21 protein-coding genes are annotated in these 24,279 nt (G+C 64.0%); 11 read left to right on the plus strand and 10 right to left on the minus strand.

Annotation, left to right across the window (positions count from 1 at the left end):
• Positions 1-45: 45 nt before the first annotated feature.
• Together SADO_RS07680 and gorA are read right to left on the minus strand one after the other, a co-directional pair.
• Complete coding sequence (locus tag SADO_RS07680) at positions 46-888, minus strand: alpha/beta hydrolase (protein WP_353110592.1); 843 nt, start codon at positions 886-888, stop codon at positions 46-48.
• A gap of 32 nt (positions 889-920) precedes the next feature.
• The gene (gene gorA / locus SADO_RS07685) at positions 921-2,267 is read right to left on the minus strand and encodes a glutathione-disulfide reductase (RefSeq protein ID WP_353110593.1); all 1,347 of its coding nucleotides are present in this window, start codon (positions 2,265-2,267) and stop codon (positions 921-923) included.
• A gap of 162 nt (positions 2,268-2,429) precedes the next feature.
• On the opposite strand from gorA, the gene SADO_RS07690 reads away from it, so the two are divergent.
• Positions 2,430-4,502, plus strand: coding sequence for a M3 family metallopeptidase (locus SADO_RS07690; protein WP_353110594.1), 2,073 nt, complete (start codon positions 2,430-2,432; stop codon positions 4,500-4,502).
• Positions 4,503-4,536: 34 nt separating this feature from the next.
• Here the strand turns inward: SADO_RS07690 and SADO_RS07695 are convergent, their stop codons facing one another.
• Entirely contained in the window at positions 4,537-5,007 is a 471-nt protein-coding gene (locus tag SADO_RS07695) for a DUF1499 domain-containing protein (protein WP_353110595.1), read from the minus strand.
• 90 nt (positions 5,008-5,097) lie between these two features.
• On the opposite strand from SADO_RS07695, the gene xth reads away from it, so the two are divergent.
• From xth to SADO_RS07710, 3 genes are all read left to right on the plus strand, one after another.
• Positions 5,098-5,871, plus strand: coding sequence for an exodeoxyribonuclease III (xth, locus tag SADO_RS07700; RefSeq protein ID WP_353110596.1), 774 nt, complete (start codon positions 5,098-5,100; stop codon positions 5,869-5,871).
• A gap of 111 nt (positions 5,872-5,982) precedes the next feature.
• Entirely contained in the window at positions 5,983-6,768 is a 786-nt protein-coding gene (locus SADO_RS07705) for a PD-(D/E)XK nuclease family protein (RefSeq protein WP_353110597.1), read from the plus strand.
• A 1-nt stretch (position 6,769) separates the two neighbouring features.
• Entirely contained in the window at positions 6,770-7,378 is a 609-nt protein-coding gene (locus SADO_RS07710) for a hypothetical protein (protein WP_209062745.1), read from the plus strand.
• Between the two features lie 95 nt (positions 7,379-7,473).
• Here SADO_RS07710 and SADO_RS07715 read toward each other — a convergent pair whose 3' ends face one another.
• The 3 genes from SADO_RS07715 to SADO_RS07725 form a co-directional block, all read right to left on the minus strand.
• Positions 7,474-8,538, minus strand: a complete 1,065-nt coding sequence (locus SADO_RS07715; protein ID WP_353110598.1) for a hypothetical protein — start codon at positions 8,536-8,538, stop codon at positions 7,474-7,476.
• Between the two features lie 165 nt (positions 8,539-8,703).
• The gene (locus tag SADO_RS07720; RefSeq protein WP_353110599.1) at positions 8,704-9,573 is read right to left on the minus strand and encodes a bile acid:sodium symporter family protein; all 870 of its coding nucleotides are present in this window, start codon (positions 9,571-9,573) and stop codon (positions 8,704-8,706) included.
• Between the two features lie 165 nt (positions 9,574-9,738).
• A complete protein-coding gene (locus tag SADO_RS07725; protein WP_353110600.1) occupies positions 9,739-10,689 on the minus strand; it encodes a Gfo/Idh/MocA family protein in 951 nt (316 codons plus the stop codon).
• Positions 10,690-10,736: 47 nt separating this feature from the next.
• On the opposite strand from SADO_RS07725, the gene SADO_RS07730 reads away from it, so the two are divergent.
• The 7 genes from SADO_RS07730 to SADO_RS07760 all read left to right on the plus strand — a co-directional run bounded on the left by SADO_RS07730 (position 10,737) and on the right by SADO_RS07760 (position 19,143).
• Positions 10,737-11,450 (plus strand): DUF411 domain-containing protein, encoded by a 714-nt coding sequence (locus SADO_RS07730; protein ID WP_353110601.1) that lies wholly within the window; start codon positions 10,737-10,739, stop codon positions 11,448-11,450.
• Between the two features lie 628 nt (positions 11,451-12,078).
• Positions 12,079-12,717, plus strand: coding sequence for a c-type cytochrome (locus SADO_RS07735; RefSeq protein WP_353110602.1), 639 nt, complete (start codon positions 12,079-12,081; stop codon positions 12,715-12,717).
• Positions 12,718-12,767: 50 nt separating this feature from the next.
• The gene (locus SADO_RS07740; protein WP_353110603.1) at positions 12,768-14,765 is read left to right on the plus strand and encodes a copper resistance system multicopper oxidase; all 1,998 of its coding nucleotides are present in this window, start codon (positions 12,768-12,770) and stop codon (positions 14,763-14,765) included.
• Positions 14,758-15,567, plus strand: a complete 810-nt coding sequence (locus SADO_RS07745; protein WP_353110604.1) for a copper resistance protein B — start codon at positions 14,758-14,760, stop codon at positions 15,565-15,567. Before SADO_RS07740 ends, SADO_RS07745 begins: the two co-directional genes overlap by 8 nt.
• A 187-nt stretch (positions 15,568-15,754) precedes the next feature.
• Positions 15,755-16,150: a MerR family transcriptional regulator gene (locus SADO_RS07750; RefSeq protein WP_353110605.1), complete on the plus strand. Its 396-nt coding sequence runs from the start codon at positions 15,755-15,757 to the stop codon at positions 16,148-16,150.
• Positions 16,143-18,572 carry a heavy metal translocating P-type ATPase gene (locus SADO_RS07755; RefSeq protein ID WP_353110969.1) on the plus strand — a complete coding sequence of 810 codons (2,430 nt, stop codon included), beginning with the start codon at positions 16,143-16,145 and terminating at the stop codon, positions 18,570-18,572. Before SADO_RS07750 ends, SADO_RS07755 begins: the two co-directional genes overlap by 8 nt.
• A gap of 184 nt (positions 18,573-18,756) precedes the next feature.
• The gene (locus tag SADO_RS07760) at positions 18,757-19,143 is read left to right on the plus strand and encodes a DUF2267 domain-containing protein (protein WP_353110606.1); all 387 of its coding nucleotides are present in this window, start codon (positions 18,757-18,759) and stop codon (positions 19,141-19,143) included.
• Between the two features lie 72 nt (positions 19,144-19,215).
• Here SADO_RS07760 and SADO_RS07765 read toward each other — a convergent pair whose 3' ends face one another.
• Genes SADO_RS07765 through SADO_RS07780 form a run of 4 tightly spaced genes read right to left on the minus strand, consistent with a single transcriptional unit; the run spans position 19,216 to position 24,224 of the window.
• On the minus strand, positions 19,216-21,345 hold the full coding sequence (locus SADO_RS07765; RefSeq protein ID WP_353110607.1) for a site-2 protease family protein: 2,130 nt from the start codon (positions 21,343-21,345) through the stop codon (positions 19,216-19,218).
• Positions 21,346-21,355: 10 nt separating this feature from the next.
• Positions 21,356-22,696 carry an efflux RND transporter periplasmic adaptor subunit gene (locus SADO_RS07770; protein ID WP_353110608.1) on the minus strand — a complete coding sequence of 447 codons (1,341 nt, stop codon included), beginning with the start codon at positions 22,694-22,696 and terminating at the stop codon, positions 21,356-21,358.
• 27 nt (positions 22,697-22,723) lie between these two features.
• A complete protein-coding gene (locus tag SADO_RS07775; RefSeq protein WP_353110609.1) occupies positions 22,724-23,494 on the minus strand; it encodes an efflux RND transporter periplasmic adaptor subunit in 771 nt (256 codons plus the stop codon).
• A gap of 7 nt (positions 23,495-23,501) precedes the next feature.
• A complete protein-coding gene (locus SADO_RS07780) occupies positions 23,502-24,224 on the minus strand; it encodes a SapC family protein (RefSeq protein WP_353110610.1) in 723 nt (240 codons plus the stop codon).
• Between the last annotated feature and the right edge of the window lie 55 nt (positions 24,225-24,279).

Consider the following 24,279-nt stretch of genomic DNA (forward strand, 5'->3'; position numbering starts at 1 on the left):
GATCGAGGCCGCTCAAATGAAGCGGGCGATCATACATGCCGAAGCTTAACGTGGGCTGTCTGAGACGACTTCTTTGACGAAAGCTTCAAAGGCGTCGAGCTGGCTGCCCGTCATGCGCAACGGCGCAGCAAGCGGTGCGATGAGCCCAATATGCCCGACTCCGGGATAGATTTCCAATTTCGCCAACCCGCCGGCCTCATTGATTTTATCGACCAGGTTTCGACTGTTTTTCGGATAGACGGTTTCGTCGGCATCGCCGTGCATGAGCAGCATCGGCGGCTCGTCGCCGTCGACGAACTCGATCGGCTGGGTGCGCGGCCAGGTTTCGCGCGGCGCGAAGATCGTCTTCAGCGCGGGATCCTTTATGGGAAGAAAATCATAAGGGCCCGCCATGCCAACGAAGCCGGACAGAGCGTCGATCGAGCTCCCGGCCGAGGCGAGATAGCGCCCATCGGTGGCCAGCATCGCGCCGATATGCGCCCCGGCCGAATGCCCGGAGACGAACAGATGCGAGGCATCGCCACCATAATCCGCGGCATGCGCCTGCGCCCAGGCCACCGCCTGCGCGCCGTCCTCGATGAAGCCGGGAAAAGTCGTTGGCGGATACAGCCGGTAATCCGGCAGCACGGCAATGAAGCCGCGCGACGCCAACGCCTGGCCGACAAAGCGATAGCCGCTCTTGTCGCCGCTCTGCCAGCTGCCGCCATAGAAGAACACGACCACCGGCGCGCCTGCGGCCTTGTCCTCGGGCACATAGACATCGAGCGCCTGGCGCGGGTCGTCGCCATAGGCGATATCCACATGGCGATCGTAGCCCCAGCGCGGCGTCAGCGCGTTGGCCCAGAACTGGCCCGAGCAGGCGGCCGTCATCAACGACAGCGCACCCATCAGTAGCGCGCCCGCGACCCTGTTGCCACGCCTCACGTCATGGTGACGAACTCTTCCGCACTGGTCGGATGAATCGCCACGGTGTTGTCGAAATCGGCCTTGGTGGCGCCCATCTTCACGGCCACACCGAAGCCCTGCAGCATCTCGTCGGCGCCGTCGCCGATCACATGCGCGCCCACGACCTTCTCGTCGTCGCCCACGCAGACCAGCTTCATATCGCTGGGCACCTTGTGTTCGAGCACGCCGTGATAGAGCGCGACGTAGTGGCTGGTGTAGATCTTCACCGCAGCGTCGCCGTACTCGGCGCGCGCATCCGCCTCGCTCAGGCCCACGCTGCCAATCGGCGGATGGGTGAACACCACGGTCGGGATGTTGTGATAATCCAGCCGCCGATCCGGCTGGCCGCCGAACAGACGGTCGGACAGCCGGCGGCCGGCCGCGATCGCCACCGGTGTGAGTTCGGCCTGGCCGGTCACGTCACCGAGCGCATGCACACCGTCGATGGCGGTGTCCTGCCATTCGTCGACCGGGATGGTGCCATTGGCGGCAGTCTCCAGTCCCAGGCTTTCGAGATCGAGATTATCGGTATTCGGCAGCCGACCGATCGCCCAGATCAGCTTGTCGACGGTGATCGAATCACCATCCTCGAAATCCACCTGCACCTGCTCACCGGCTTCGCTGAGCTCGGCGGTCTGGCGGTTCATCTGCACATCGATACCGGCCTCGCGCATGCGCTCGATCAGCGTATCGCCGAGCATGGCATCGAAATTCTTGAGCACGTGTTCCTTGCGCAGCAGCAGCTTCACGTCGGCGCCGAGGCCGTTGAGTACGCCGGCCAGTTCGCAGGCGATATAGCCACTGCCCACAATCGCCACGCTGTTCGGGCGTTCGCGCCACTGGAAGAAGCCGTCGGAGTCGGTGCCCAGCGCGGCGCCGGGCACATCGGGCCAATGCGGTTTGCCGCCGGTGGCGATCACGACATGGTCGGCCTCGAGCTCGCGCTCGCCGACTGCGATCCGGCGTTCGCCGGCGAAGCGGGCATCGCCAGCCACGAACTCGACCGCGTCCTTGTCGAGATTGCGCGCGTATATGCCATTGAGACGCTGGATATAGGTCTCGCGGTTATCGACGAGCTTGGTCCAGTCGTGCTCGGGCACGCCGGTGGCAAAGCCGTAGTCGGCCGCGTGGGCCGCATGGCTGGCGAACTCGGCCGCATGCCACATCACCTTCTTCGGCACGCAACCGATATTCACGCAGGTGCCGCCCAGCCGGCCGCGCTCGATCAGCGCGACTTTCTTGCCGTAGCTCGCCGCGCGGCGGGCCGTGGCCATGCCACCGCTGCCGCCGCCGATCACCACGAGATCGAAATGCTCACTCATAGGGAACCTCTGTTCCTTAGCTCACCCGCAATATGATGGCCTGCATTGTATGTCCGCGCCGACAGCCTGTCAGGCGCTCTTGATTGGCGGGCCCCGGCCCGCACATAGTCAGCAGAGCTGGCGCCCGGCGCCGCAACCACCGTTTTCGCGAGAACCCCGTCCATGACCGAAGCCCAGAACAACCCGCTCCTCACCATGCTCGAAGGCGGCCAGTTGCCCGACTTCTCGGCCATCGCACCGGAACATGCCGAACCGGCCGTCGAGCAGATGATCACTGACGCCCGGCGTGCGGTCGACCGCGCGATTGCCCAGAGCGTCGACCCCAGCTGGGAGAATCTGGTCGCCCCCCTCGATGCGGCCGAAGACCGTATCGAGCGCGCCTTCTCGCCGGTCTCGCATCTGCATGCGGTCATGGATGCGCCGGAATGGCGCGAGGCCTACCAGGCCTGCCTGCCGAAGCTCACCGCTTTCTCGTCCGAGATCGGTCAGAACACCGCGTTGTTCGAAGCCGTGCAGCGCCTGCGCGATGCCGACGTCTTCGACACGCTCGACGCCGCCCAGCAGCGCGTGGTCAACGACATGCTGCGCGATTTCCGGCTGTCCGGCGTGGCGCTGGACGACGAAGCCAAGGCACGCTTTGCCGAAATCGCCCAGCGCATGAGCGAACTGTCGACGAACTTTCAGCAGAACCTGCTGGACGCCACCCAGGCCTGGCGCAAGCACGTGACCGACGAAGCAGAACTCAGCGGCCTGCCGGATTCGGCCCGCGCCCTGCTCGCCCAGAACGCGGCGAACAAGGATCTCGACGGCTGGCTGGTCACGCTGGATGCGCCCAGCTTCATCGCCGTGATGACCCACGCGGACAACCGCGAGCTACGCGCCGAAATCTACGAAGCCTTCTCCAGCCGCGCCTCGGAAGTCGGCCCGCAGGGCGGCGAATACGACAACAGCGCGATCATGGACGAAATCCTGGCGCTGCGGCACGAAGCCGCCGGCCTGCTCGGCTTCGACAACTATGCCGAGAAGTCGCTGGCGACCAAGATGGCCGACAGCCCGAACCAGATCGAGGCCTTCCTGCTCGATCTTGCCGAGCGCAGCCGCGCGCCGGCCGAGGCCGAGCTGGCCGAACTCGAGGCGCTGGCCGCCGAAGACGGCATCAAGGACATGCAGGCCTGGGACGTCGGCTACTACGGCGAAAAGCTCAAGGAGCAGCGCTACAACTACTCCGCCGAGGATCTGCGCCCCTATTTCCAGGCGCCGCAGGTGATCGACGGGCTATTCAAGGTCGTCGAACGCCTTTACGACATCCGCATCACCGCGCTGGACGATGTCTCGACGTGGCATGAAGACGTCACCGTCTACGAGATCCGCGACGCCGAGAACACCCGCCGCGGCGTGTTCTATCTCGACCCCTATGCCCGTGAAGGCAAGCGCGGCGGCGCCTGGATGGACGGCTTCCAGACCCGGCGCGCCGGTGCCGACGGCATCCAGCTGCCGGTCGCCTTCCTGACCTGCAACTTCTCGCCGCCCATCGGCGACGAACCCGCGCTGCTGACCCACGACGAGGTCACCACGCTGTTCCACGAATTCGGCCACGGCCTCCATCACATGCTCACGCAGGTCGATTACGGCCCGATCTCCGGTATCTCCGGCGTCGAATGGGACGCGGTCGAGCTACCCAGCCAGTTCATGGAGAACTGGTGCTGGGAGCGCGAGTCGCTGGACCTGTTCGCCGCCCATTACCAGACCGGCGAACCGCTGCCGCAGGAGCTGTTCGACAAGCTCTATGCCTCGCGCAATCACATGGCCGGCTGGCAGATGCTGCGTCAGGTCGAAATCTCGCTGTTCGACCTGCGCCTGCATCGCGACTACGCCCCCCAGCAGGGCCAGAGCATTCTCGACACGCTCGCCGCGGTACGCGCCGAAGTCGCGGTCATGCAGCCGCCGTCGATCAACCGCTTCCCGCACAGCTTCATGCATATCTTCGCGGGCGGTTATGCGGCCGGCTACTACAGCTACAAATGGGCGGAAGTGCTCTCGGCGGATGCCTTCGCGGCGTTCGAGGAAAGCTCGCTATTCGACAAGGCCACCGGCCGGCGCTTCCTCGCCGAAGTGCTGGAACGCGGCGCGACCCGCGACGCGCTCGACAACTTCGTCGCCTTCCGTGGCCGCGAGCCGTCGATCGACGCGCTGTTGCGGCATAGCGGACTGGCCGAGGGCGAGCGCGCTGCCTGATACAGGCGCTACCGCCTCCGCATCCCGGGGGCGGCTAACTTGGCGTGTCGAGCAGCGCGTTAAAACGCGCCCGCAGATGCTCGACACGTTTTCGGTTGACGTTGAAGTCGTAGTAGCCAATCCGCGATGACGACTTCACGTCGATGATCTGCGCCTCGGGCTGAATCAGAAACGCCACATCGTCGACAAACCCGGTCGTCGTGCGGAAGGTCACATGAACGAATCGCTCCTCGGTGCGTTCCACCCGCGCGTTGTCGGCCTCGTATAGCGCTTTCAGCAAAGCCTGGCGGGCAGCGGCCACTGTCGCGCCGGCAAAACGCAGCGGCTCGACATACTTCGAACTGTCTCGCGGCGCCTGCGACGACACGCAATGCGGCGCGCTCGAGCAGGGCGTGAATTCGTCCGCCGAGCGGGTGAACTGCTTGGGCGGCGAACTCGCACAGCCGACCAGCCCGGTGGCCATTACAATGGCGGTCGCAACAGGCTTGAACAGAACTCGAAACATCGCATGACACGCTGAAGGCTAACTACGGGCCCGCACTGTACACCGCCGCCCGCAGCACTCATGTGTTGTCGCCCCCTAAGGAACCACTCGATGCATATCGCTACCTGGAACGTCAATTCGCTCAACGTGCGCCTGGACCATGTCCTCGCCTGGCTGGAGAAGAATCCGGTCGACGCGCTCGCGCTGCAGGAAACCAAGCTCACCGACGCCAAGTTCCCGGTCGAAGCCATCCGCGAAGCCGGCTACGAAACCGTGTTTACCGGCCAGAAGACCTACAACGGCGTCGCGCTGCTCACGAAAACGCCCGCGGAGGACGTGGTCTATGCCCTGCCCGGCTTCGAGGATGAGCACAAACGCGTGATCGCGGCGACCGTGGACGGCGTTCGCGTGATCGGCGTGTACTGCCCCAACGGCCAAGACCTGGATTCACCCAAGTACGAATACAAGCTCGCCTGGTTCGACGCGCTCGCCGGTTGGCTCACCGACGAGTTGAAGACCCACGACAAGCTCGTGCTCACCGGCGACTTCAATATCGCACCGCGCGACGAAGACACCTACGACCCCGAGAAATGGCAGGGCCGCATCCTCTGCTCGCCGCCCGAGCGCGCCGCTTTGCAGAAGCTTCTGGATGCCGGCCTCACCGACTGCTGGCGCCTGTTCGACGAGCCCGAAGGCCGCCACCGCTTCACCTGGTGGGATTACCGCAACGGCGGCTGGGCCCGCAACGCTGGCCTGCGTATCGACCACGTGCTCGCCACCGGCGCGCTCGCCGATAACTGCCGCGAGTGCAAGGCCCATGTCGGCGAACGCGGCCGCAAGCGGCCGTCAGACCATGTTCCTGTGGCTGCTGACTTCGTTATTTAAGAGGGCCACCTGCGATCGAATTCCAATAGACAGCTCCCCTTCCATTTAGCAGACCCCCGAGTTAGGGTCGATTTACTCGAAACTATAACTACAACTCGGGGAAAACTGAGTATGCAGAATGGGTTAAATTCGACTTACAAATCCGTTGCAGCGGAGGCGGATCTGTGGTCGAGAAACCCGGTTCTCGATAGCCAAGTCGTCGATTTCGTTCGGAATCGCTTCGGAACTATTCTCACAAATAGCGAGCGAGTAACAGAGTCGAGCCGATCAATCAGCTCGTTTCAGGCTAGCTCGATAACGGACTACTTTCCCGGCTTGCGGGAGCGCCACGCTCTCAATCTGGCAGAACCATTCGGTTTCAGGCTCCATGAGCCTCAGGCATCCAGTGGAATCGCCCATTTTTCCCATGCCGGGGATATGCCGGAGCTGAAAGCAAATCGTTGTAAGTCGCTCATTCGAGCGCTGATCCCGAACGAACCCTTCTCAAGTAATTTTCTCCACTCATTAAAATCAGCGACGGGCTTTTATGTTGCTGCTGAAGACCGTATCGATAACTCATCTATGCGGATCGACTTATTGATTAGCTGGCGCGATGAAAATTGCCGAAGATATCGTCAAATCGTCGAGATGAAGTTCGATCACAAGCTGACGAAAGGTCAGCTGGAGAAATACGGCCGCGACGCGCTGCAGAATGTCGACGATCCGGAGCATCTGCGGCTCGTATTACTCACACTGGATGGGGCTTTCTCACGAGCAGACAGGCGCTCGCTTAAGGAAATCTGGCATCCGCTCTCATGGCTGAATTTTCTTCGTCATTGGGAAGCGGAATTAGTGTCCGATCACGACAATACCTTTATCGCATTCCGACGCCAACTCTGGGCGCGGATCGGAGCCTGACATGTCAAAAATCGATATTCCCGAATCGTTGCAGTTCTACTACGAATCCCCAGGTAACGCACAAGCGATTGAGACGCTCGTAGAAAAGATTCACGGGCGCAATGACGGCGTCACGGAAGATATGAGCTGGGATGATCTCGCCACTTATCACCGCGCGCTACTGGCTGGTTATCAGACCCAAGTCGACCTATGGCTATTTTACAAAGCGCTATGGGAAGAAGTTTGGGCGCCGGCGACGAGCCTATTGATCGAAGCTGGCGCTACCGATTGCAAAGCACACGAATACGAGGGAGAGCTCTCGCTTTCAACCACTTGGGATGAGTGCATGTATCGCATGCACAATATCGAAAACGGCCGATTTATCTCTTCCGTGTGGAGCGACCAGAAGGCTATAAAAATTGGCTTTCACTTTGAAGAGAAAGGCGGCGGCTACGGATTCTCAAACAGTCTGACTCTCGATGCGGCCGCTTGGGAACATGATGGCAATGAAGATGAGTGGACTACAAAGCCGGTGGACTTGCCGGTTCGAGGCTTAGATCACATCGATGTAACGCCGCTGCAGAAAGCCGCTCTTGCAGCAGTACGTGCATTTACACAGGCGCTTATCTAGTCATAAGCCTTGTCCCGACCGCGAACTGTGAGCGATAGGCTTTTATCTCACGGTACCGCCGAATAACTTCCGCGCGAATCTAAAAAATTCAAAAGCTAGAACAATAAATTGCCAGGCCGACGCTGGACGGTCCTCCCAAGTCGGCTATCTATCACTTCTTGAGTAGCGACCGCGCTTACGCCATTCGCCGGCAATCGACCTTTTGTCTGATCGTATTCGCGATGGATTTTGTCAAGTTGTAGCCAGCCCTCTTCGGTAAGCAGCGCAGTCACTACACCATAGTGAAACAGTTCGTTGCGGACGGCCCAATCTTCATAGCCAAGTCGCCTGAACTCATCTGAAACTTCCAGCAAGCAGTCCAAAAAGTCCACGCCGCGATGTCGAACCACGTGCGCCGCGGCTCGACGCTGAAGCCATAGTCCGAGCGTCGAAAAACCTGGGAGGTGCATCGGCTGGGCAGCGACTATGGATCGAATCACCGGCGCGTCCGGTTCGAAGCGGCGCACGATGGCCAGCGCGGCGATATCGCCGATGAAACGTGCATGCAGACTGCTCGTATTTGCCGCCGTCTCCTCGCGGGCGGGCGGCTGAACCTTGGGCATCGCTTGGACTTCATGCTGGTCGGCTGGCCAGAGCAATGCGACGCACCATAAGTCCAAGTATTCATAGAGACGGGCTTTTGCGTGCCCGACTAGCGCGGTGCGCTGCGCCATCAACCGGGACCAGGCCTTGCGATGCTGGTAGATCGTGACGTCGGTGAGCTCGGAGCCCAGCGAGTCCGGCTGCGCCTCTCGACTTGTCTCAAAAAACGCAGAGATAGCGGCGTGGCCATAGGTGTTCTGCACCGCTTCGAAGACCGAAGCGTCGAATCCGCGCAGCACGTAATGCTCGACAACACGCGCTATGACGACTTCGAGCGCGTGCTTCTCCGGATTCAAGTCGATTAGGGCGGCAGGCAGGTCATCAATCTCCTCGAGCGCATCGATTGGCGGATCAAACGCGTCCAGCAACTCTTGGTCATTGAGTTCGTCAAGATGGCCGACAAGAGCCGATTCCAAGCAAAAGCGACACATCCGCAAGGCCTCCGAAAACGCGAGCTGCTGCTGCGGCGATAATGCCGCGCCTTCCTGTAACCGAGTGTGCGATGCATGGTGGGTCACTGAACGACCCGGCCACCGTAAGTCGCGCACTCAGACGTCGCAAACGCGAGGGCCGCTACGACTGACGCCGGTTGATGGGAGCGCACGCGATCCGGCCGCCGGGAAGGGGCGGCCTTACGCCGCCGAGCGCGCCCTGTTCTGGTGCGGCCTAATCGTGCGCCCGGCCTAGTCGGGCGCGCGCTGGGTCTTGCGCCCGAAGAGGATAAGCCCGATGCCGAAGACGAACATGAGCACGCCGTAGACCGCGGACGGCACCGACATCTCGCTGGAGTCCAGCAGCGTGAGCGTCACGAGCAGGCCGAGCGTTGCGTTCTTGATGCCCAGTTCGATAGCGACCGTCAGCGCGTCTCGCGCCGGCAGTCCTGTCACCCGGCCGCCGAGAAAGCCCAGTGCGATGCCGGCCACGTTGAGCGCGGCCGCGGCCAGGCCCGCGGTTTGTAGCAACGTCCAGAACTGATCGCGTACCTGTAGCACGATCGCCACGATCAACGCGGTGAGCACGAGCATGCCGAACAGGCTGACAAAGCTCTCGGAGCGCTTCGCAAAAGCAGGCGCGATTCGGCGCAGCCCCATGCCGAGCGAGACCGGGATCAGGATGATGACCACGAGCGTGGCAATGGTCCGCAGTACCGGCAGCGAGATCTGCTCGCTGGTGTCCATATAGAGGCGCATCGCCAGGTTGGTGAACAGCGGCAGCGTGAGGATCGTGACCAGGCTCGCCAACACGGTGAGCACGATCGACAGCGCGACATTGCCGCGGGCGAGAAAGGTGAACAGATTGGAGGTCGTGCCGCCCGGGCAGGCCGCGATGATGACCAGCCCCACGGCGATCGGCCCCGGCAGACCGAGCAGTGCCACGATTGCGAACGCGATCACCGGCAGCAGCAGGATCTGGGCGATGGCGCCCATGATCGTGGCGCGCGGATAGATCACCACGTTGCGGAAATCACGCGGCGCGAGCGTCAGGCCCATGCCGAGCATGATGATGAACAACGAGACCGGCAGCCCGATCTGAATCAGTGGCCCTTGTTCCACTTAACGCTCCCCTTCTTCTTGTGTCTTGTTATTGCTTGTTGTTTTTCTCGATATCGGTGTGTCCGATACCGCTGCCTGCAATATGCGGCGCTCGCGTAAATCGAGCAAGCAAAAAACGGCGCCTCTAGGGCGCCGTGATACGGACTGCCAGGGCGCGCGGCCTGGCTAGTAGCGGCTCGACTCCTCGACCGCGGTATTGATTCGCTCCAGCGTCTCGACCACTGCCAGCGCGCTTTCGCCGTCGGAACGCGCCGGCTGGCGATCGGCCACCCGATCGACGAAATGCTGCAGTTCCAGCTTGAGCGGCTGGCCGTCACCACGATGCACGACCTCGCTGCCCTCGTCGTGATTCTGCAGGTCGTCGTCGATCCACTTGCGATGATGGGTGACCGTCTGGCCGACCTCGTCATAGACGAGCATGCCGCGCGAACCGCGCAGGATGGTGCGCCGGTTGGTTTCCGGCCACAGCCAGGAGGTATGGATATTGCCGCGTACGCCGTTCTCGAACTCGAGATGCACATGCACCTCGTCCTCGACGCCGAGGCCGAGCATGCGATGACCCGTGCCGCGTACCCGGTCGGGCGCCATGCCGACCAGATAGAGCATGATCGCCATGTCGTGCACGCCGATATCCCAGATCACGTTCTCGGCGCTGCGCGCACGGCCGAGATTGAGCCGCTCGTGGCGGATCGAGAACAGCTCGCCGATCTCGCCGGCGGCGACATAGTCGCGGATCCAGGCAATCGCCGGCTGGTAGATCAGCAGATGGCCGACCATGAGGATCGCGTTCTTGTGGCGCGCCGCGTCGACCAGCTGGCGCGCTTCCGCCGAGCTGTGGGTGAGCGGCTTTTCGACGAATACGTCCTTGCCTGCCTCGAGCGCGGCCATGGCGATCTCGAAATGCGACGGCGTCGGCGTGGCAATGGCCACGGCCTCACAGTCCGATTCGAGTGCGGCGCGATAATCGGCGAACAGCGCGGCCTGCGGATATTGCTCGCCAAACTCGTTGAGACGATCCGCGTTGCCGTCGACGATACCGCCCAGCGCGCCGATCTCGTCGAGATTGCGGATGATGTTCTTGCCCCAGGCGCCGGCGCCAATCGCCACTACTCGCATACGTCTCGTTCCTGTCACCGGTTCGTAACGCGCCGTAGTGTACGCGCTTGCCGGGCTTCAAGCCCCCCAAAGCGGGGTGCCCGACGGTCGGCGCCCGCCATGCAATTGCGCAGAATGGCGTCCAGCTACAGTGCCGTCCCGCCTTTTCGCCATCCGTGCCGGACCGGCACCAGGCCTTTGCCGGCCAGCGTTTGTGCCGTTTCGCCACCGGCAAGCCCGTACCGTGGTTCATGTTGTCGACGCCTGCGACGTATGCCTATATTCGAGCGCAAAAGAGACGAGCGCGCACATCGCGCGCCGAAATCGCCCGGAGAGCGACCATGATCTATCCGCGTTATCGCGCCCTTCCTCGATTCGCCGTCGCCCTCCTGTTCTGGGCACTGGCCAGTTCTGCAGTCGCCGCGCCGGTCGCGGCTTCGCTGTATCGGGACCCGAACTGCGGCTGCTGTCACAAGTACGTCGAGCATCTGCGCGCGGCCGGATTCGATGTGGATGTGCAGCCGATGGGCGATCGCGTCGCTCGATTTCGCGACGCCGGCGTGGCGCCGCAGTTGAGCTCGTGTCACATGATGCGCATCAGTGACTATCTGGTGGTCGGCCACGTGCCGCTTGCGGTGATTGCAAAACTGCTGGACGAACGCCCCTTGATTCGCGGCATTTCCCTGCCCGGCATGCCGATCGGCACACCCGGGATGCCCGGGCCGAAGACCGAGCCCTTTGTAGTACGCACGCTCGATGGCGACGTCTATGCGCGCCTCTAGCCTGAAGCGACAAACCATCAAGGTGCGCACGCACAGCATGACTTCGTGCTGGCCGGCGCGACAGGCGCCCTAGGTCTTGCCAGATGCGCGTCGCGCTGATCGTCTTCCTGCTGCTTCAGATACTCGTTGCCCAGGCCGGCGGGATGGGCATCGGTGAAAGCCATGGGCATGAGCATGCCCACGGCGCCTCGGGCAACGAGGCGAACACCGCCCATTCGCATGCCGCAAACGGCTCACACGCGACTGCGAATGCGCCTGGCGAGCACGACGAAACCGATGCGTCCCACACCCATGAGCGTTGCTGCTGCGCGTTCACGGGGCATTGTTCGTCGAGCGCGGTCGCAACCCAGGCGCCACATGGCACGCCGTCCTCTCCCGCGGTCCATGGCGCAGCCCCTGTGACAGCCGGCTTGACAAGCGGCTTCGACAGTCCGCCTTACCGCCCACCCTCTTTCCCGTAACGCGACCCGCGCGGCGCTCCGGCGCCGCATTTCAGTCGCAACGGCGTTGTGCACACCGCACCGGTGTTCGCTCAGGCCTGTTTCCGTACGCCCGACATCGGCTGTTACGGGCCGCAACAGGCCAGCTCGGGTGACCCGACGCATCGCCGTTCCAGGGAAAGAACATCATGCGAATCTGGAAAACAGTCACGGCCACCGTGGCCGTCAGCCTTGTCGTGGTCGGCGTCACCGCAGCCGGCGTCATCTATTCCGGCGCCTACAACGTCGCCGCCACGAGCGAGCACTGGCCGATCACGCGCTGGGCATTGCAGACAACGGTTCATCGATCGGTTGCACGCCAGGCCGCGGACATCGATGCCCCGCAACTGGGCTCCGAGGCACAGCTGCTGGCGGGTGCGACCAACTTCGACACCATGTGCAGTGGCTGCCATGCCCCGCCCGGGGGCCGGCAATCAGTCGCGGCGCGCAGCATGTATCCGAGACCACCCGAGCTCACCCACGCTGCCGAAGAGAAAAGCGCGAGCGAAATCTTCTGGGTGATCAAGCACGGCATCAAGGCATCGGGGATGCCCGCCTGGGGCGCGTCGCATGGCGACGAGGACCTGTGGGCGATGACCGCGTTTGTCGAGCAGTTGCCGGACATGTCCGCCGCCGATTACCGGCAGATGCTGCAGACGGCCAAGGTGCGCGGCATCGGCCACGGAACGCGCGAACATCACGACGAATCCGGCGCCAGCCATGGCGGCAAGCACTCCGCCGGCGAGGCCGACGCGCATCAGGGCGAGGACGCCCATACCCATGGCTGAGCCTCGCGTTCCCGCCCCTCATCAGATCTCGAATTCAGGAGTACATCCCGATGGATAATCGAACACACGACAGCGACCGACGTCGCCTGTTGCGCGCCATGGGCGCGACCGGCCTGCTGGCCGGCTTCAATGCGTTGCTACCAGCCTATGCCCGGAACAACATGGCCGAAGGCGCGGCAAGGCATCTCGACACCGCCGCCGCTCAGGTCCCGGGCGGCGCCGCACGCGATGTGGTGATGGACGTTCATGTCCGCCGCGAGACGATCGATATCGCCGGCGGCCGGGCATCCGCTATCACGCTCAATCACACCACGCCCGGCCCGATCGTCGAACTCTGGGAAGGACAGAACGCCCACCTGCGGGTACATAACCATCTCGACGAGTCGACCTCGATCCACTGGCACGGAATTTTGCTGCCGTTCCAGATGGACGGCGTGCCCGGCGTGGTCTTCCCCGGCATCGACCCCGGCGCGACGTTCGAAGTAGATTTCCCGGTCCGTCAGGCCGGCACCTACTGGTACCACAGCCATTCCGGGCTGCAGGAGCAGATTGGCCAGACCGGGCCGATCGTGATTCATTCGCAAGGCGACGACGGCATCAATGCCGACCGCGAGTACGTCATCGTACTCAACGACTGGACGTTCGAGGATCCGCATCGTCTGGTGGCCAAGCTCAAGGCCGTCAGCGACTACTACAACTTCAGCGAGCGCACGCTCGGCGATCTGGCCGAGGATTTTCGCCAATCCGGCGTCGCCACCACGCTGAAGGATCGCCTGGCCTGGGGCGACATGCGCATGAGCCCGCGCGATATCGCCGACGTCACCGGCCATACCTACAGCTACCTGATGAACGGCGTGCATCCCGACGCCAACTGGACCGGCCTGTTCACGCCCGGCGAGCGTATCCGTCTGCGCGTGATCAACGCCTCCGCGATGACCTATTTCAACGTCCGCGTGCCAGGCCTGCCGATGACAGTCGTCGCGGCCGACGGCAAGGAAGTGCAGCCGGTCGAGACCGACGAGTTCCAGATCGGCGTGGCCGAGACCTTTGATGTGGTCGTACAGCCGAAGGCCGATCGGGCCTACACGATCATGGCCGAGACCATGGCTCGCAGCGGTTATGCCCGCGGCACGCTCGCGCCGCGGGCGGGCATGGTCGCGCCCGTGCCGGCACTGCGCGAACAGCCGCAGCGCACGATGATGGATATGGGCATGGACATGAGCCAGATGGACATGGGCGGCATGCACATGTCGCACGGCGAGCGCACGAAACAGATGGGCCACGGCCAGATGGCGATGGATCACGGCTCGATGCAAAAGATGGACAGATCCGAAAAGAGTTCCGGCATGGCCGGCATGCACCATCAAGGCCATGACATGGGCGCCGCAAAGAAGGGGCACAAGATGTCCGGCATGGGCCATGACATGAAAAAGATGGCCCATGGCACAGGCCCGAATGCCGGCACCATGGGCACCGGCGCGATGATGGAACAAACCGGCCCGGTGATCGCCAAGCACGGTCCCGACATGCACGGCGCGGGCAATATCAATGTCGCCAACGTACAGCGCGATCGCCTGGCCGAACCGGGCACCGGGCTGGAGGACGTCAACCATCGCGTGCTCACCTACAGCCAGCTGCGCAACGTGGTGCCGATGCAGGACCGGCGCGAACCGTCGAAGACCATCGAGGTCCACCTGACCGGCAATATGGACCGCTATATGTGGTCCTTCGACGGCGTGAAGTACTCCCAGTCCACGCCGATCGAGTTCCCCTACGGCGAACGCATCCGGCTGGTGCTCGTCAACGACACGATGATGGAGCACCCGATCCATCTACACGGCATGTTCATGGAGCTCGAGAACGGCCAGGGCGACCACCTGCCGTTCAAGCACACCCTGAGTGTGCTGCCGGGTTCGCGCGCCTCGCTGCTGATCACCGCGGACGAGCCGGGCCGCTGGGCCTTCCACTGCCATCTGCTCTATCACATGGAAATGGGCATGTTCCGCGTCGTGCGGGTAAGCGATCGGTCGGGAGACGACAATGCCTAGACACGCGATCATCACGACCGCCGGGACTCTCGTGCTCTGTCTGGGTATCCCGCTTGCGGCCCACGCCGCAGCCGACGGCAAGGCGGATCTCGATTCGGTGATATCCGCAGGGCCTGTCGATCCGAACAGCGGCGCACCGATGGCCTGGGACAAGGCGATCCACGACGAGCAGATCCACAGGTTCCTGCTGATCGATCGGCTCGAGTACGGCGATGTCGACGGCGCCAACAACTATCTCTGGGATGCCCAGGGCTGGATCGGCGGCGACTACCATAAGCTATGGCTCAAGACCGAGGGCGAAGGCCCGCTCAGCGGTGGGTCGCCCGAGGACACCGAGTTCCAGGCGCTCTATAACCGCACGATCGCGCCGTTCTGGAGTGCCCAGGTCGGCATTCGCTACGACGTCAACCCGAACCCGGACCGTGGCTTTGCCGTGCTCGGCCTGCAGGGCCTGGCCCCGTACTGGTTCGAGTCGGATACCGCGCTGTTCATCAGCGAAGACGGCGATGTGAGCTTTCGCGGCGAATTCGAATACGAGCTGCTGCTCACCCAGCGCCTGATCCTGCAGCCTCGCGCCGAGATCAACGCCTCGGCGCAGGACGTGCCGAAATACGGGCTGGCCAGCGGGCTCAACAGCACCGAGATGGGGATGCGGTTGCGGTACGAAATCAAGCGCGAATTTGCCCCCTACGTCGGGGTGCGCTGGGAACAGACCTACGGCGAAACCCGGGACATCGCACGGGCCGACGGCGAAGAAACGTCGTCGACCGCCTTTGTTGTCGGTATTCGCGCCTGGTACTGACGCGCGACTACTCGCCGGGTGGCGTTCCTGCACCGTCGGCCCGCCACCCGGTCATGACCCTCTGTCGGTATCGCACGAACGGGCCGCGAATCGGCATTGATCGCTGCCATGAGGCAATCGTGCCCACTCGCTTGACCCTGTACCTGCATACGGACTTAATCTCTCCCTATCAAACCGGATGACAGACATGGCCTATTCAATCGGACAACTTGCCCGCGTCGGCGATACCGGCGTCGAAACCATCCGCTACTACGAACGGCGGGGTTTGATGCCCGAGCCGCCACGAGCGGCCAGCGGCTACCGGCGCTATCCGGAAGATGCCGCGCGGCGGCTGCGGTTCATTCGTCGCGCCAAGCGGCTGGGATTCACGCTGGAAGAAATCCGGTCGCTGCTGCAATTGCAGGCCGGCGGCCAGACGGCACAGATCAAAAGTGTCGCCGAATCCAAGCTCGCCGAAATCGAAACCCGGCTGGACGACCTGCAAAGAATGCGCACTGCCCTGCGCGACATGACCCGACGCTGCTCGGGCACAGGTCCGGTGGAGGGCTGCCCGATAATCGAAACGCTGAATGACGATGACTGAACACAACTGCCACACCCCCGGCGATGCCGAACAGGCGACGAAAGACCCGGTCTGCGGGATGTCCGTGACGTCGGCCGAGGCGCCGCGCCATGAACACGACGGCCAGACCTGGTACTTCTGCTGCGCGCGCTGTCGCGACCGTTTCGCCGCCGATCCCGAATCGTTCCTGAACCCGAGCGAATCGGACGACGCGCCGGCGCCGCCCGGCACGCAATATATCTGCCCGATGTGCCCTGGCGTCGAGAGCGACAAGCCGGACGACTGCCCGAAATGCGGCATGGCGCTCGAGCCGGCGAAACCGCCGAAACGCCAGACCCAGTACACCTGCCCCATGCATCCGGAAATCGTCGAGGACGAACCCGGCGATTGCCCGAAATGCGGCATGGCGCTGGAGCCGACCACGGTCAGCGCGGATACGGACGACCCTGAACTCAAGGCCATGTTGCGGCGCTTCTGGGTCAGCCTGCCGTTGTCGGCCGCGATCTTCGCGCTGGCGATGGGCGAGATGGTGCCGGGCCTCGATCTGCGCGGCTTCTTCGGCGCGAGTTTCGGCTGGATTCAGCTGGCACTGGCCACCCCGGTGGTGTTCTGGTGTGGCGGCTTTGCCTTCAAACGCGCCTGGCAGTCGGTGGTCAACGCCAGCCCGAACATGTGGACGCTGATCGCGCTGGGGGTGGGCGCAGCCTACGGCTTCTCCATCGTGGCGCTGCTGTTGCCGGGTGTCCTGCCCGAATCCTTCATGTCCGGCGCCGGGCACGCGCCGCTGTATTTCGAAGCTGCCGCGGTGATCATCACCCTGATCTTGCTCGGCCAGGTCATGGAAGCGCGCGCCCGCGGCCAGACGTCGCGCGCGCTGGCGTCGCTGCTGGATCTCGCGCCGCCGAGCGCGCGCCGCCTCGACGACGACGGCAACGAAACCGATGTCGCGCTCGACTCGCTGGCTGCCGGCGATCGCCTGCGCGTGCGTCCGGGCGAAAAGGTGCCGGTCGACGGCACGCTCGTCGAGGGTCGCTCAACGCTGGACGAATCGATGATCACCGGCGAACCCGTCCCGCAGGAAAAACAGACCGGCGACAGCGTCACCGGCGGTACGGTCAACCAGACCGGCAGCTTTGTGATGCAGGCCGATTCGGTGGGCGACGACACGGTGCTGTCGCGCATCGTCGACATGGTCGCCGCCGCGCAGCGTTCGCGCGCGCCGATCCAGGGCCTGGCGGACAAGGTCGCCAGCGTGTTCGTGCCGGCCGTGGTGCTGTCGGCGATCACGGCATTCGTGGTCTGGGCGCTGGTTGGACCCGAGCCGGCGTTGTCGTATGCGCTGGTCGCTGCAATCTCGGTACTCATCATCGCCTGTCCCTGTGCGCTGGGGTTGGCCACGCCAATGTCGGTAATGGTCGGCATTGGCCGCGGCGCGCGTGAAGGCGTGCTCATCCGCGATGCGGAAGCGCTCGAGCACATGGAAAACGTCGACGTGCTGCTCATGGACAAGACCGGCACCCTCACCGAAGGCCGCCCGAGGCTGGTGGGCGTCGAACCCAGCGGCGATCTCGCCGAAGACGAGCTGCTCGCACTGGTCGCCTCGCTGGAGAACGCCAGCGAACATCCGCTGGCGCGTTCGATCGTCGACGGCGCGACCGAGCGTGAGATCCACATGCGCGACGTCGAAGACTTCGAGTCGCTGACCGGACGCGGCGTGCGCGGACGTGTGGACGGCCACGACGTGTTCATCGGCAATGCGGCGCTGATGCAGGACTACGGCATCGACGCCGAGCCACTGCGCGAGCCGGCCGACAAACGCCGCGAGGCCGGCGAGACGGTCATGCTCGTGGCCGTGGACGGCGCGCTCGCCGGGCTGGTCGCGGTCGCCGACCCGGTGAAGTCCAGCACCCGCGAGGCCGTGGAGATCCTGCATGCAGCCGGCCTGCGGCTGGTCATGCTCACCGGCGACAGCGAAACCACGGCGCGCGCTGTGGCCCGGGACCTGGGTATCGACGAAGTCCATGCCGGAGCTCTGCCCGAAGACAAGCACGCACTGGTCGAGCGATTCCAACGCGACGGCCTCACGGTCGCGATGGCCGGCGACGGCGTCAACGACGCGCCCGCGCTGGCCAAGGCGGATGTCGGCATCGCCATGGGCACCGGCACGGACGTGGCGATGGAGAGCGCGCGCATCACACTGGTGAAAGGCGATCTGCGCGGCATTGCCAAGGCGGTGCGCCTGTCGAAACAGAGCATGCGCAATATCCGTCAGAACCTGTTCTTCGCCTTCGTCTACAACGGCGCCGGCGTGCCGATTGCGGCGGGCGTGTTGTACCCCCTGTTCGGCGCCATGCTGTCGCCGATGCTGGCCGCCGCCGCGATGAGCCTGTCGTCGGTGTCGGTGATCAGCAACGCATTGCGGCTGCGGCGCGTCTCGCTATGAGTGGGCGCGATCGGACCTGAAACCAAGGTTTTGGGCCCGATCGCCCAGTGATCGGCGCTCGAAGGTCGAGATTACGGGTTTGTCCTGATAGCCGGGCGTATCTGCGGTCGGCACAGTCTGCGACACGCCGACACGCGCTCTGCGTGTCGCACCGAATCAGACAGGACGAACAAGGATCGAAAGTATGCAGACCGAAGAATTCATCAATCGCGTCGAGCAGGCCGGGATCAACGACCGCACCGTGGCCACCAACGTGAGCTTTGCCACCATCGAAGCGCTGTGCCTGCACCTGCCGCAGGAAGAGATTCGGCAGATGACTTCGCAGCTGCCGAGCGAGCTCTCGCAGGCGGCCCTCAAGGGTGGCCAGCAGCAGTCGGGCGACGCACAGGGCACGGTCGAACTCGACCAGTTCTACAGCGAAGTCGCCACCCGCTCGAACATGGACGCCGCCGACGTGCGTGAACCCGTGCGCGTGGTGATCAACACCTTCAAGAAGGCTGTGACCACCGGCGAGTTCGTGGATGTGACCTTCGAACTGCCGGATGATATCAACACGCTGCTCGCAAGCTAAAACGCTACGGGTAGGCGTCTCCGGCGCCACTAGTTGAAGGCCCGCGCGGTTCGCCGTGCGGGCCTTTTTCGTTCAGAAGCCGCTTTCGCGGATCAGCACGCTGGCCGCATGGCGGGCAAAGCGCCCGGCGATGCTTTCGGCCGGGCCTTCCACACTCGCGTGGCCGACCAGCTGCCACTCCGGCGCGCGTGCCGGGTCGGCCGGCTCGAGCACGACACGATAGACGCCTTCGTCGAGACGCAGGCCGCGATCGTCACGCGCTTCGGTGACCGGCAACGGCCCGCCATAGGTGCTGGCCAACACTGGATAAGGCAGCCGCTCCGTGCCCACGTCCTCGATGCTGACCACGCGCAGGTCGACGCTGGCATGCGAACCGTCGTCCGGGATGAAGCGCGCGGTCGCGCCTTTTTCGATCCGGGCCAGGTTCTGTTCGCGCACATAGGCATACACACGCGCACCGTCCTGCGACACGACATCCGCGAGTTTTTCTTCCTTGGCGACCCATTGGCCCGCCCGCAGATCGGCGCGCTGCACGACCGTGCCGTCGATCGGGCTGACGATCTGCAGCGCCTGGCGCCGTTCACCCAGCCCGGCGAGACGGGTACGCGACTCGGCCAGCTGGGTACGCAATACGCCTTCCGAGGCGAGATCCTCGGCGGAGCCGGCACGACGAGCGAGCCGCGCGCGAACGACATCAATACGGCCTTCGGCCTTGCGGGCCTCGAGCTCCAGTTCCGGCTGTTCCAGCGTGAACAGCGTAGCGCCCTGTCGCACGCTGTCGCCCTCGACAACCTCTACGCTCATGATGCGCGCGGCCTCGGGCGGGTGAATCGAGACATGCTCGACCGCTTCCAGGACGGCGGGCAGGCCGACCGTGCCCCGCCAGGGCACGAACAGCGCCACCAGCAACACGATGGTGAGCAACAGGGTGCGCAGCACCTTGCGATTGAAATGCCATTCATGGCCCAGCATGGCAGCGATCTCCTGGGTGATCGGTCGAACGATGAACCAGCCGATCTCGACCGCGAAAAGGAATATGCCCAGCGCCTTGAACGCGAAGTGGTAGACCAGCAGCGCGATACCCAGAAACAGGAAGAACCGGTAGATCCAGGTACTCACCGCATAGATCACCAACAGGCGACGACGGCGCGGGGCGAACGACTCGGGCGGCGGCTCGCCGAAGCCGAACAGCGCCTCGCGCATGCGCCAGCGCGCCAGCGCGAAGGCCCGCGGCTGCAGATTGCGGATGCCCCAGAAATCGCTGAGCGCATGGTAGCCATCGAAGCGCATGAACGGGCTGAGATTGACCAGCAGCGAGGTCACCCAACTGGTGGTGGCGAGGAAGAAAGCCGCCTGGCGAACCGGACCGTCAGGTAGTAATCCCCAGATACAGGTGGCGATCAGCGCGACGGCCAGCTCGGTCATCACGCCGGCCATCGACACGCGCAGCCGGTGTCGATCATTGGACAGCCGCCAGGTGTCAGTGGCATCCGTATAGAGCATCGGAAACAGCACCAGGAACGCGACGCCCATCGAGGGCACGCGACAGCCGTAATGCTTGGCCACATACGCATGGCCGAGCTCGTGCGCTGCCTTGACCGTGATCAGCGCCAGCGCATACCAGAACGCACCTTCCCAACTGAGGAATTGCAGGAAGGTCCCGGCAAAATGCTCCCACTGGCGAAGAGCCAGCCAGAAGCCGGCCAGCCCGATAATCAGCAACAGCAGCCGCGTGAACCGCCCCACCAACGGGCGTACCCACGGCAGCGTGCGCACCAGAAAGTCGTCCGGGTGCACGAGCGGTATGCGAAAGAACAGATAGCGGTGCAGCAGCCACTGCCACCAGCGTGTCTTGGAGCGCTCGTACTGGGACTGCAAGCGCTCGGTGTCTGCCGGGCCACGAGCCATCGTCAGGTGATTGGCGAGCATGAAACGGGCCATGCCGATCACTTCCTCGGCATCAACCTCCACGCCCTTGCGGCTGACCTCTTCGGCCATGGTTTCGGCCGACACACCGGCGCGCCACTGGCGGATCAGGCGCAACCCCTGAAGGTGCAGATGGAAATACTGGTGCCGCAGCGGATCGAACAGCGTCCACATGGGGCTGCCGTCCTCGTCCGGCGCACCGCGGCTCAGGCGCAGGTCGGCCCGCAGCGGCGGCAACAGAAATGCCTCGGTCTCGGCTTCGCCGATCGACAGCATGCGCGTTCCCTCAGATGCCGAGCGTCTGGCGCAGGGCCGTGATCGGACGCCGGAAGATGTAGTAACCCAGCGGCACCTTGGACCCCGAGACCTTGGCCGTACCCCGCAGACCGATCCGCAGGTAATCGCGTTCCTCGTCGAGGCGGGCGATCACGCGATAGACCATCTGGTCGCGCGGTGTCACCTCGGGCTTGTAGGACACGCGCCGCACCTTGCCGTCGATCGGCTGCAGCGGCCGCGAGTCGAGGAACAGCTTCATCGGCGCGCCGGCCTCAAGCACGATCGCGTCGTCCACCGGCAATTGCACCCGAACCTCCTGCGAAGCCGGATCGGCCAGCTCCATGATGCGTTCGCCGGTACGCACCGGTCGTCCGGACCAGTCGTTGGGGTCGTTGAAGATCACCAGGCCATCGTGCTCGGCGCGCAGCACGATCTTGTCGAGCTTCTGTTTGGCAAAGGCCCGCTCGACTTCACGCAGCTGAGCCTCGGCCTTGAGCGTGGCCAGTTCGGCGCGACTCTTCGGGTCGTCGAAGGACTCCTGCAAGGCCTTGCTGTAGCGCGCGTTCGCCACCTTGAGCGCTTCGTTGGCGACATCGAAACGGTTGCGCGCCTCCAGGTCCTGCAGTCGCACCAGCGGTTGGCCCTTCTCGACCCGCGCGTTCGGCTCCACCAGCACCTTCTCGACCACCCCTTCCATGGGCGCGGCGACGATCGTCGGATCACGTGCCACGATCTCGGCCGGCGCAAGCGCCGACAGCCGTACAGGGATCGCCAGCGCGGCGATCACGAGCACCAGCAACAGCAACCCCACGGAACTGCGCTTGAGACGACCGAAAAGCGAACCGCGCCGCCGCCTTGGCGATAGCGCAACGAAGGCATGGCCGAACACCTCGGCCACATGCTCGGCGAGAAAGCGATCGGCATCGCTCCAGGCTTGCTCGCGGGCGATCCACAACCAAGCCGAAGGCGTCTGCCCCGGGGCCGCAACCGGCACGAGCATCGCCCGCGCGGGGCAGACTTCGGACCAGACACCGCGCTCCCAGTCCGGCAGGTTGTCGATCGACACTTCCCGGGTGCTGGCCTCGCTCAGATCTTGCAGGCCCACCACACGCTCGACCCATTGCGCGTACAGGCTGTTGCGGTCCACGGCCGGCACGTCGGAAATGGCGGTGACTCGCCAACCCCGGATACCGGACTCGAGCAGCGCCGCCTGGCGATAGTCAACCACGCCACGCGACTCGTTGACGCTGATGAAGCGCAGCGTGGTGGGCGAATCGGCCCCGCGCGCGCGGTGCTCGACTTCGAACAGCGCAGAAAGGCGCGCGGTGTCCAGTCCGCCCTCAGCAGCCATGTCGATCCATCCGCATGCGCGGCTGCCTCATTCGGTGGATGTGCTGTCCGGGCGATCCGGGAAACGGGCCACGCCGCTCATACCCGGACGCAGCGAGCTCGATTCCTTCAGCGACGCCCATACCGGGATGGTATGGCTGACCGGGTCCACGGCGGCGCCAATGCGGGTCACCTTGCCGGACACCGTTTCACCGGTTTCCTCCACTGCAAGCTCGACGCCCTGATCCTTTTCGATCCAGGACAGCCAGCGCGCGGGCACGATCACGCGCGCCTCGAGATCGCTACCCACGATCTCCATGAGCTTTTCCTGAGCCTTCACGCTCTGTCCCTGGCGCGAATGCAGCTTTACGACGCGTCCCGAGAACGGTGCATTGATGGAACAGCGTTTGACGTTGATGGAGGCAATACGCTGCTCCGCGCTCGATTCGCGGACCGCGAGTTCGGCCAGGTCGACCTCGAGCTTGCCGATCGAACGTAGCTCGGCCAAGCGCCGACGATTCTCCAGCGTTTTCCGCGCGCTCTGCAGTTGCGCGCTCACGCGGTCGCGCTCGGCGTGATAGAGGGTGCAGTCGAGCTCGGCGAGTTCGGCACCTTTCTTGAACGAATCGCCGGGCCGAAACGGCAGCTTGGCGATACGCCCGCTGAGTTCCGTGGAAATGACCGTGCCCTCGATGGCCTCGATCTTCGCTCGCTGATCGGCCTGCGCGCCGCTCGTGATCACCAACGCGGCGCAGCCCACTACCCATGCCATGCGGCGAAGACCTAACGCGCGCCGGCAATGCTCGTACAGATGTGTCATCAGCGGATCATCCCGTGAGCTGTCTGAAATTGGTCAACGACTGCCAGTGGGCGTGCACGGCTTCAAGCAGCCCGCTGCGCGCCCAGCGACCGAGTGTCGCATCATCGAGCGCGGCGACGCGCTCTCTATCTACTACGCGAATACCGGTGATTCGGTTGGTGCGACGCGTGCCGACGTACATCTCGAGGTTTCGGTCGACGAACACGTCGGCCTCGATGAGCGGTGCCATGCGGTCGGTAACCTGGTCGGCCGCTTCCTGATAACGCGATAGAAACGCTACCGCATCCTGCACCGTCTGGCTCATCGCCGTGGGCGCGCCCGACGCGGTCGTACTGCCGGCCGGCCTGTCGAACAACGGCTGGCCCTCGCTCCTGTCCAGATGCGGCGCCTTGCGGTCGAGCATGACCGTCAGGTGCCGTGCACCGGCGTTGCCATGACGTCCGAAAACAAACGGATAGCGACGCAGGAACGCAGGTACGTAACCGGCCTGCCAGCGGCCGTCCTCTGCGACGAAGTGATTGCGCGCGCGGCGCAGGCCCAGCAACGCAACCGGCTTGGTCTTGGCACGGCTGGCCGGGAACACGATCGGAAAATGCTTGGCCGCCTCGACGATCTCGTCAAAAACGAGCGGCACCTGACTCCTCAGGGCTGCGAACCGGTAGTCCTCTATCGATCGCAGACGCAGATCCCCGTGCGCCTGCGCGCTGAGTATCTCCAGCTGTCTAAACACCGTCTGTTGCTCCCGGCGCGGTCGCGCCCTCGCTCGCGCGGCATCCACGCCGCGC

It is taken from the genome of Salinisphaera dokdonensis CL-ES53 (genome assembly GCF_040361215.1).
Lineage (GTDB): Bacteria > Pseudomonadota > Gammaproteobacteria > Nevskiales > Salinisphaeraceae > Salinisphaera > Salinisphaera dokdonensis.